The sequence below is a fragment of the Lachnoanaerobaculum sanguinis genome (assembly GCF_033242365.1).
In the GTDB taxonomy this organism is placed as follows: domain Bacteria; phylum Bacillota; class Clostridia; order Lachnospirales; family Lachnospiraceae; genus Lachnoanaerobaculum; species Lachnoanaerobaculum sanguinis.
In genome coordinates this window covers 213,605-221,824 of the sequence record NZ_BTHK01000002.1, presented here as the reverse complement: position 1 = coordinate 221,824, position 8,220 = coordinate 213,605, and the positions used below count along the sequence as shown (strand labels likewise).

The 8,220-nt window shown below is 37.5% G+C and carries 7 protein-coding genes and 1 rRNA gene; all 8 read right to left on the bottom strand.

All coding sequences use genetic code 11. From position 1 onward, the window contains the following. A 16S ribosomal RNA gene (locus SBH76_RS02320) occupies positions 1 to 529 on the bottom strand; the annotation flags it as partial. Positions 530 to 1,051: 522 nt separating this feature from the next. Further along, positions 1,052 to 2,080 carry an RNA ligase family protein gene (locus SBH76_RS02315; protein WP_290651646.1) on the bottom strand — a complete coding sequence of 343 codons (1,029 nt, stop codon included), beginning with the start codon at positions 2,078 to 2,080 and terminating at the stop codon, positions 1,052 to 1,054. 67 nt (positions 2,081 to 2,147) lie between these two features. Next, on the bottom strand, positions 2,148 to 3,011 hold the full coding sequence (locus SBH76_RS02310; protein WP_317976644.1) for an N-acetylglucosamine kinase: 864 nt from the start codon (positions 3,009 to 3,011) through the stop codon (positions 2,148 to 2,150). Next, positions 3,012 to 4,109 carry a DUF871 domain-containing protein gene (locus tag SBH76_RS02305; RefSeq protein WP_317976643.1) on the bottom strand — a complete coding sequence of 366 codons (1,098 nt, stop codon included), beginning with the start codon at positions 4,107 to 4,109 and terminating at the stop codon, positions 3,012 to 3,014. It abuts the gene before it with no gap. Between the two features lie 29 nt (positions 4,110 to 4,138). After that, a complete protein-coding gene (locus SBH76_RS02300; RefSeq protein WP_317976642.1) occupies positions 4,139 to 5,485 on the bottom strand; it encodes a PTS sugar transporter subunit IIC in 1,347 nt (448 codons plus the stop codon). Between the two features lies 1 nt (position 5,486). Next, positions 5,487 to 5,798, bottom strand: coding sequence for a PTS sugar transporter subunit IIB (locus SBH76_RS02295; RefSeq protein WP_007592556.1), 312 nt, complete (start codon positions 5,796 to 5,798; stop codon positions 5,487 to 5,489). Between the two features lie 70 nt (positions 5,799 to 5,868). Continuing rightward, positions 5,869 to 6,783 carry an N-acetylmuramic acid 6-phosphate etherase gene (gene murQ / locus SBH76_RS02290; protein WP_317976641.1) on the bottom strand — a complete coding sequence of 305 codons (915 nt, stop codon included), beginning with the start codon at positions 6,781 to 6,783 and terminating at the stop codon, positions 5,869 to 5,871. Next, complete coding sequence (locus SBH76_RS02285; RefSeq protein WP_317976640.1) at positions 6,770 to 8,215, bottom strand: glycoside hydrolase family 1 protein; 1,446 nt, start codon at positions 8,213 to 8,215, stop codon at positions 6,770 to 6,772. The genes murQ and SBH76_RS02285 overlap by 14 nt, the downstream gene beginning before the upstream one ends. Between the last annotated feature and the right edge of the window lie 5 nt (positions 8,216 to 8,220).

The following is an 8,220-nucleotide window of genomic DNA, read 5'->3' as shown; positions in this document are numbered from 1 at the left end:
CTACGTATTACCGCGGCTGCTGGCACGTAGTTAGCCGGGGCTTCTTAGTCAGGTACCGTCATTTTCTTCCCTGCTGATAGAGCTTTACATACCGAAATACTTCTTCACTCACGCGGCGTCGCTGGATCAGGGTTCCCCCCATTGTCCAATATTCCCCACTGCTGCCTCCCGTAGGAGTTTGGGCCGTGTCTCAGTCCCAATGTGGCCGTTCACCCTCTCAGGCCGGCTACCGATCGTCGCCTTGGTGGGCCTTTACCTCACCAACTAGCTAATCGGACGCGGATCCATCTTATACCTATAAATATTTTACCCCTGCACCATGCGGTGCTGTGGTCTTATGCGGTGTTAGCGGAAATTTCTCTCCGTTATCCCCCTGTATAAGGCAGGTTATCCACGCGTTACTCACCCGTCCGCCACTAAGTCTGTCAAAATTCCATCCGAAGACTTCCTTCTAACAGCTTCGTTCGACTTGCATGTGTTAAGCACGCCGCCAGCGTTCATCCTGAGCCAGGATCAAACTCTCATATAAAAGTTTAATCTAGCCTTCTCGCTAGCTTGCATCTGTTTTCACAGATCTACTGTTTTTTTAAAGGTTTTAAATTCTGTTCGAATCTAAACGTTGTTTTTTCTGAAACTTCATTGATTATTGAAATAATCAAGAATTTTTTCAGGGTTGTGTGTACTGTTTAATCTTAAATTATCAAGGTTCGTTTGCTTCGCTGTTTGAAACAGCTTAGCTATTATATCAAGCTCATTTTATCTTGTCAACAACTTTTTAAAAGTTTTTTCAGATTATTTAAAGCTTATTTTGCTCTTTTCAAGCAACTTAGATATAATACCATTAATTCAACATCTTGTCAACTACAATTTAAATTATTTTTAAGTTATTATGATGTTTGAATTAAGCCTCCTGCAAAAGCAGTGTATTTATTATACTTTTTCGTATTTCTAAAGTCAAGTGACTTTTTAAAAAAATACAAAAAAAGCTACAGTTTCGAACTCATTTTTACATCCTAAACTGTAGCCCTCTCAATTTTATAAAAGTATTTTACTACTCTTTCAAAAGATAATCATTATTTATAACTTTCATAGACAGCGGGCCTGCTATGGTGTTTGAATAGACAGTTTCAACCGGTCTTATTACTATACCTTCCTTATTCCTTCCTGAAGCGTACTTTCCCTTTGCTCTCTCCAAAAGTTCATCAACGTTTTTATACTTAAACTCTTCTTCCACTTCCTCTACAGGCACCATATTTAAACCAAGAAGCTTACATATCTCCTCGGTCTTATACATGGAAAGCCTTGTATTAGTTTTCATATCCGTTACTGTAAATACATACCACTCAGGTGTTTTCAGATTAAGTCTGTTTTTTTGAATACCCGGTCCGCAAAATTCACCCTGAATTGCTATATCGTCAAGATTATTTTCTTTTAATCTCTCTTCTATTCTATGTTCATGTGCATATTTCCACATATCACATTTATCATCATCTGCATATTCATAGTTTCTTCCGCATACACCGAAATGATCACCGCTCTTATACATGGTTACACTGCACCCGTCCATTTTAGTACTAATGTAATATCCCTTTACAGATTTAAACTCCTCTATTAACTCAGGATATGACTGCACTCTCAGCTCGTCGGTTTTTGAGATTTCACTCGGAAACTCTGCAATAACAGTGCCGTCATTGCTTACTCTCTCTTCTATTTCCCATTTTCTTATTCCAAGAAGTTCGGTTACATCATCACCTATTTCATATTTACCTTCAGGAAGTATTTCTAAAGGTTGTACCAATCCCTGTGATATCTGTCCTCTGAATTTCATGGTTTTCAGCCTGAATCCTGCTCCCATTATTTCATTCTCTTTAAAGCTGCTTGCTCGAAGGAATTCAAAACGTTCACATACAGGAAGGAATGAATCCACTTCCATATATATACATTTATCACCTATACTGAATTGACCTTTGTTAGCTACACATTGCCATCCCAATACATGTACACATTCTATCTTTTCAGCACCCTCTATAGGCGTGATATTATGTACATACTGTATGGATGCCAGTTTTCTTTTTCCCATTTTTCACCTCAACAAAATATAATTTTTTTATTTATACTCATTATAGCAGAAATATTCCCGCTTTTCACTATACTTGTAGTATACTCCCTTTTTCAGGTGGAAATATCGGTGAAACAATATCAATATCCGGATTCATTTCTTTTATCATTTTCATTATAAACTCAGACTTAAAGACTCCTCCTATATAACTTAACTTTATTTTATTTTCAAATTTTTCACTCAATGCTTTTATATGTAGAGTTATTTCTCCTGCCGCTCTTTCAAAGATAGTCTTTATACTTTCACAGCTATAAATATATTTTGATGCCTCTGCCGCCAGACCTGCTATATGCTCTCTTGTGAAATCGCTCGTTGCTATATCATTAACACTATTCATCTTAAAATATTCAAGTACCAAATCATATATCTTACTTTTTTTGTTTCTGCCGTCAGATTCCTTTAAGGCTGCTGAAATAATCGCTTTTCCTATACTGTATGCACTGCCCTCGTCGCCGTATCTGTATCCGAAACCTCCACACCTGTATGTATTCTCACCTATCTTTGCAAGCCCTATACTTCCTGTACCTGCAATAATAAGTATTCCGTCATCTCCTCCAAGTGCGCCAAGCATTGCGGCGTAGGCATCAGAATAAAGCCTGAACTCTTCAAATACTGATGAAAACTCATCCTCAAGCTTTTTTCTGTAATCCTTATTTATACCGTATCCTCCAAGACCTGCTCCCACCTTCAAATCATAATCACAGTCTTTTATATTAATAAGCAACTTTTCTCTCGCCTCGGCAAGAATAGATACCGCCTCTTTAAAACTTGTCTGCGCAGGATGGATTGTAGGCATTAAAACGGATGCTATACTGTTTTTATCACTGTCAAACAGTATAAAATTTGTCTTTGTTCCCCCACCGTCTATTCCTATGTAATAAGTATTTTTCATCTATACTTCCTTTGATTCCTTCATTGCAAACTTCTGCCAAGGCCTTATATAATCAAGCAAGAACAACTCATCTTTATCAATATGCCCGACCACGGAGCTCATCCCCGAATTTTCCATATCGCTTAGAGCAATCTGCAGTTCTCCCGCATAATGACCGTAGAGCGAACTTTCAATTATAATGTCACCTCTTTTTATAGGTGCAGGATTTATTACTTCAAACTTTTCACCCTTGTACTTTACCCTTGAAGCTGTAGATCTGATAAAATTGTCCGACTTATCGCCTCTGTTAAAATGCATTTCTTTTAAAACTATAGTTCTTTCAAGTACAGGAAGTTCGGGCAAAAGTTTTACATCGAAGCATACTCTGTCCAGAGGAATGCTTTTTATCTTTTCAATCTCCTCATCTGTCGGATAGCAATTTGAAATAATAATGTCATCAATGTCATCCATAGCAATCATATGCTTTAGTTGCTTATCAATACTCATATTTCTGTGCATTTCCAAAGTCGGAAGCCCGAAATCGGTAGGCCACGGACCAAACGATCCTTTACTTCTTGTAGTAATAAATGCCGCAGTGTTCAGACCGTATTTTTTAAATCTTTTTGTACAGCTTTTAAAGAAATCAAGTCCGAGTCCGCTGTAATTATGCGGATAAAAATTATGACATCCGTATAGATTGTATCTGTTAGGTTCATAATTCATTATTGTATCAATAGTTGAAACATCATTTGACATATTAATTTCTATCTTCAAGTCGTATTCATTAAAAGTCATAACAGACTCTTCCAGTCCGCTAAATCCCATATCAAGTCTAAGTCCGTCCGCTCCTATTTCTTTAAAGAAAGAAAGGTCCTTATATGATATTCCTAGTTTATCAAAAACTGAAGGTGACACATCAACTATTATTTCAAACCCAAGGCTTTTTGCATAACGATTTATCTTACTGAAATCATGTATTATCTCTTCTTTTGATTTATTCACTGATAAAAGACATGAGAAGATACGAGAAAAGCCGGAAAATCCGGCTTTCTTAATATATTCAATAATATTTTCCACATTGTCTTTTTCAGGATAAATTGATATCCCAAGTCTACGCATAACTCTCCTTTATATTATTACGTAAAATATTATGCAGCAACATCACTTTCTTCCTGCTTCTTTAAATCGGCATCATACTTGTTAAAGAACGGAAGATAAATAAGTATTGAAAGAATTATCAAAAGTACATTTAATATAAGTGCTCTGATATCTCCGTTTGTTGCAAGGAATGCACCTATAGGTCCCGGCAAGGTCCATGGTGCTGACGCCACCACCCTGTTTACAAGTCCAAGCTCAGTTGCTATCCATGCAATTATAGCACAAATAATCGGATTTAAAACAAAAGGTATCAAAAGAACAGGGTTAAGGATTATAGGGCATCCGAAAATCATCGGTTCATTGATATTAAATAGCGCCGGTACAAAAGCTACCTTTCCAAGTGTCTTGCCATACTGTGATTTTGATCTGAATAAAAGTAAGATTGCAAGTCCTATAGTTGTTCCTGAACCTCCGATATATATAAACCACTGATAGAAAGGCTCCGGAGCAATATTCGGAATAGCCATTCCTGCTGCAAGCGCATTTGAATTCTGCTCAAGAAGCATAAGCCATATAGGTCTTGTAACACTACCTACCACGCTGCTTCCGTGTATACCGAAGCACCAGAAGAATGAATCAAGGAATGTAAGTAAAAGTACTGACGGAAGTGTATCCGCAACATGTACTATAGGTCTTATAACTGAACCTACAATACCGTGAACATTTATTCCAAGCCACATGCATATAGTTGAAACTATAAGAAGAATAATAACGGTAGGTGTAAGTGCTTCAAAACTTCTTGCAACAGATTCCGGAACCTGCTCAGGCATTCTGATTTTAAAGCCTGATTTCTGGGTAAATCTATAGATTTCTACCGCAAAGAATGCTGAAAGAATACCTACAAACATTCCGTCAGATCCGATATACGACATTCCAAGATGCCAACCGCTTGGTATTGCCTTAATATAATCTGCCAAAGCCTGATTGTTTGCGGCAAGGCTTTGAATTTCTTCACTTGCCTCAGGAAGTGATACAGGTACAACTGTCAACAGGAATGTCAATTCTGAAAGAATAGCTCCTGAAAGTCCGTCCAAATCATAGCTCTTTGACAATGAAAATCCTATTCCGAACACTGCATATAATGTCATAATATACATTGCCATACGATATGGAAGAAGAATTCTTCCCGCATTTGCTTTTATAAACTGTGAAATTCCCCAAGTTGCCGGCATTTGGTTCGGCAAGAATGCAATTACAAGAAAAAGTGAACTTACAATTACTATAGGCAAAGTGGCAATAATACCGTCTCTTACAGCTCTTAAATGTCTTTGTTCACTGAGCTTTGCCATCGGTGTACTTAAATTTTTGTCTAAAAATGCAGCAATATTATCAAACATTTTAATTACCTCCTGTTAATCCCTTCATCTGTGTATAAAGCTTAGGTCCACCCAGAGGTGAATAAGCCATAGGTTCGATTAATGCACATGGAATATTCTGTGCATCTGCCGCAGCCTTGATATTATCAAATCTGTGGCGAATCTGTGGTGCAACCATCACACAATTCCAACCGTTCTTTACCTCGTCATCAACAGCCTGAGTTCCTATTGCAAGAACTTCAATCGTTTCACCATGCTTTTCGGCCTCTTTTTTCAAGGCATTTACGGCAATGGTTGATGACATGCCGCCCGAACAAACAAATAATACCTTCATATATTACCTTCTTTCTAAACCCGATTTTGTATGAAATCGAATTTTAATATTTTTAAATAAATATTTTCAATCACCTGTTATTTTTAAGCAATTTCTTTATCGTTGCACTGACATCAAGATTATTATTTTCCAAAGTTTCCTTAGCCTTATCGGCACACACAGATACAATTCCCATAACTATGGCAACTTTGACATCATACCCTGATTCTTCCAAAAGCTTTTTTGAGATATCCTTATCTATTCCTGTAGCTTCACTTACTATATTCAAAGCCCTTACTCTCAGCTTTTCATTGGTTGTAGCCACATCTACCATAAGGTTTTGATATACCTTGCCTATCTTTACCATTGTAGTTGTGGAAATCATATTAAGGACCATCTTTTGTGCCGTACCGGCCTTCATTCTGGTTGAACCGGTTATAGCCTCGGCTCCTACAACCACTTCTATTTTTGCATCCGCATAATCGGATATTTGAGCTTCCTGTACACAGCTGATAGCTACCGTTTTACTGCCCAGACTTCTTGCATATTCAAGACCGCCTATTACATAAGGAGTTCTACCGCTTGCCGCAAGTCCTACCAAAGTATCCCTCTCGTCAAGTTTAAGTTCCTTTAAATCATTAACAGCAAGTTCTTTGGAATCTTCCGCACCTTCAACAGCTTTTCTCATGGCCTTGTCACCACCTGCCATGATTCCTATCACCATATCAAAAGGTACTCCGTAAGTCGGCGGACATTCACTGGCATCAAGTATTCCAAGTCTGCCGGATGTACCGGCACCGATATAAATAAGTCTGCCGCCTCTTTTTATACTTTGTACTGCAAAGTCCACTGCCTTTCCTATTTCCGGAATAACTGGCTCCACACAGTCTGCAACTTTTTTATCCTCTTGATTTATTTTCTCAATGATTTCTACTGTGGAAAGTTCGTCAAGATTCATCGTGTTAATATTTCTTTTTTCAGTATCCAATCTATCAAGACTTAACACTTTCTCTCTCCTTTTCTATATAATCCTTGTAGAATTCAAAACTTTTCTTTTTATATCTTTTGTAGCTTCCGTTTCCAAGATTGTCGGCATCAACATATACTACACCGTATCTCTTACTCATTTCCAAAGAACCGGCCGATACAATATCTATAATTCCCCAGAGCAAATATGCCAGACATTCCACTCCGTCATCGATTGCCAGCTTTATCTGTTCAAAATGATCTTTCAGATATTCTATTCTGTAATCATCATTTATAATATTGCCTTCCAAAAGTACATCATTGTATCCGAAACTGTTTTCAGTAATCATTACAGGCTTTTTGTATCTGTCATAAATCTTATTCATGGAAATTCTTATTCCGACAGGATCAATCTGCCACCCCCATTCATTTGCTTTTAAATAAGGATTCTTTGTACTCACAACAAGATTTCCCGCTGTTTTTTCCATCTCTTCCGATGCACATACATTTGACTGGTAATATGAAAATCCTACAAAATCCGCCGTATTATTTCTTAGCAGTTCTTCATCTCCCGGTAGAAACTCCACTTTCACATTATTATCTCTGAAATACTTCTTCATATAATACGGATACTCTCCACCGGCCAATACATCTGTAAAGAACCATTGATTCACCTGTTCATATTGAAGCGTCTTTAACTGATCGAAGGGATTACATGAATATCCGTAATAGCAAAAACAGGCGGCCATACATCCGAAACTTGCATCAAGCATTTTTCTTCCAAGCTCAATTACCTTTGCGGAAGCTATAAACTGATTGTGCAGTCCTGCAAATATATCATTTAACTCATATCCGCTTCCCTCTTTGTTTTCATCTCTGAGAAGTCCAAGTCCGTTGAAAGGACTGAAAAAGCCGGTGTTTATCTCATTGAAAGGTACTACATAGTCCAAGTACTTTCCAAATCTTTCAAATATTACTTTTGCATATTTTAAATACAAATCAACAAGCTTTCTGTTTTTCCATCCACCGTATTTTTCAACCAATGCAAGAGGTAGTGCATAATGTGTAAGACTAAGATATATCTTAATACCCTTTTCTTTTAATTTTTTAAGAATATCCCCGTACATATTAAGAGCATCTTCATTCGGTTCCTCTTCTTCACCTGTCGGAAAAATTCTGGACCATGCAACGGAAATCCTGTATATGTCTATCCCAAGTTCAGATAAATATTCTATATCTTCATCAATATGTGCAAGTCCTTCACTTCCCTTTCTTCCCGGGAAGAAGTCACCATCTTTCGGATTTTTCGCTCTTTCTATATCGGCTTTTGTCAGAAGTCTTGTAGAGGTAGTCGCATTATCTGTCCTTTTTATATATCTTCTGCAGTCTTGGGTATCCATACCCTTATTAAAAAGAGTAAATCCTCCTTCATATTGACTTGAGGCACTTGCACCTCCCCATAGCATTCTCATTTTTC

What these genes read in the sequence shown, in the direction of transcription:
- SBH76_RS02295 (WP_007592556.1), bottom strand. Translation starts at nt 5,798, where the DNA reads ATGAAGGTATTATTTGTTTGTTCGGGCGGCATGTCATCAACCATTGCC.
- SBH76_RS02300 (WP_317976642.1), bottom strand. Translation starts at nt 5,485, where the DNA reads ATGTTTGATAATATTGCTGCATTTTTAGACAAAAATTTAAGTACACCG.
- SBH76_RS02305 (WP_317976643.1), bottom strand. Translation starts at nt 4,109, where the DNA reads ATGCGTAGACTTGGGATATCAATTTATCCTGAAAAAGACAATGTGGAA.
- SBH76_RS02315 (WP_290651646.1), bottom strand. Translation starts at nt 2,080, where the DNA reads ATGGGAAAAAGAAAACTGGCATCCATACAGTATGTACATAATATCACG.
- SBH76_RS02285 (WP_317976640.1), bottom strand. Translation starts at nt 8,215, where the DNA reads ATGAGAATGCTATGGGGAGGTGCAAGTGCCTCAAGTCAATATGAAGGA.
- SBH76_RS02310 (WP_317976644.1), bottom strand. Translation starts at nt 3,011, where the DNA reads ATGAAAAATACTTATTACATAGGAATAGACGGTGGGGGAACAAAGACA.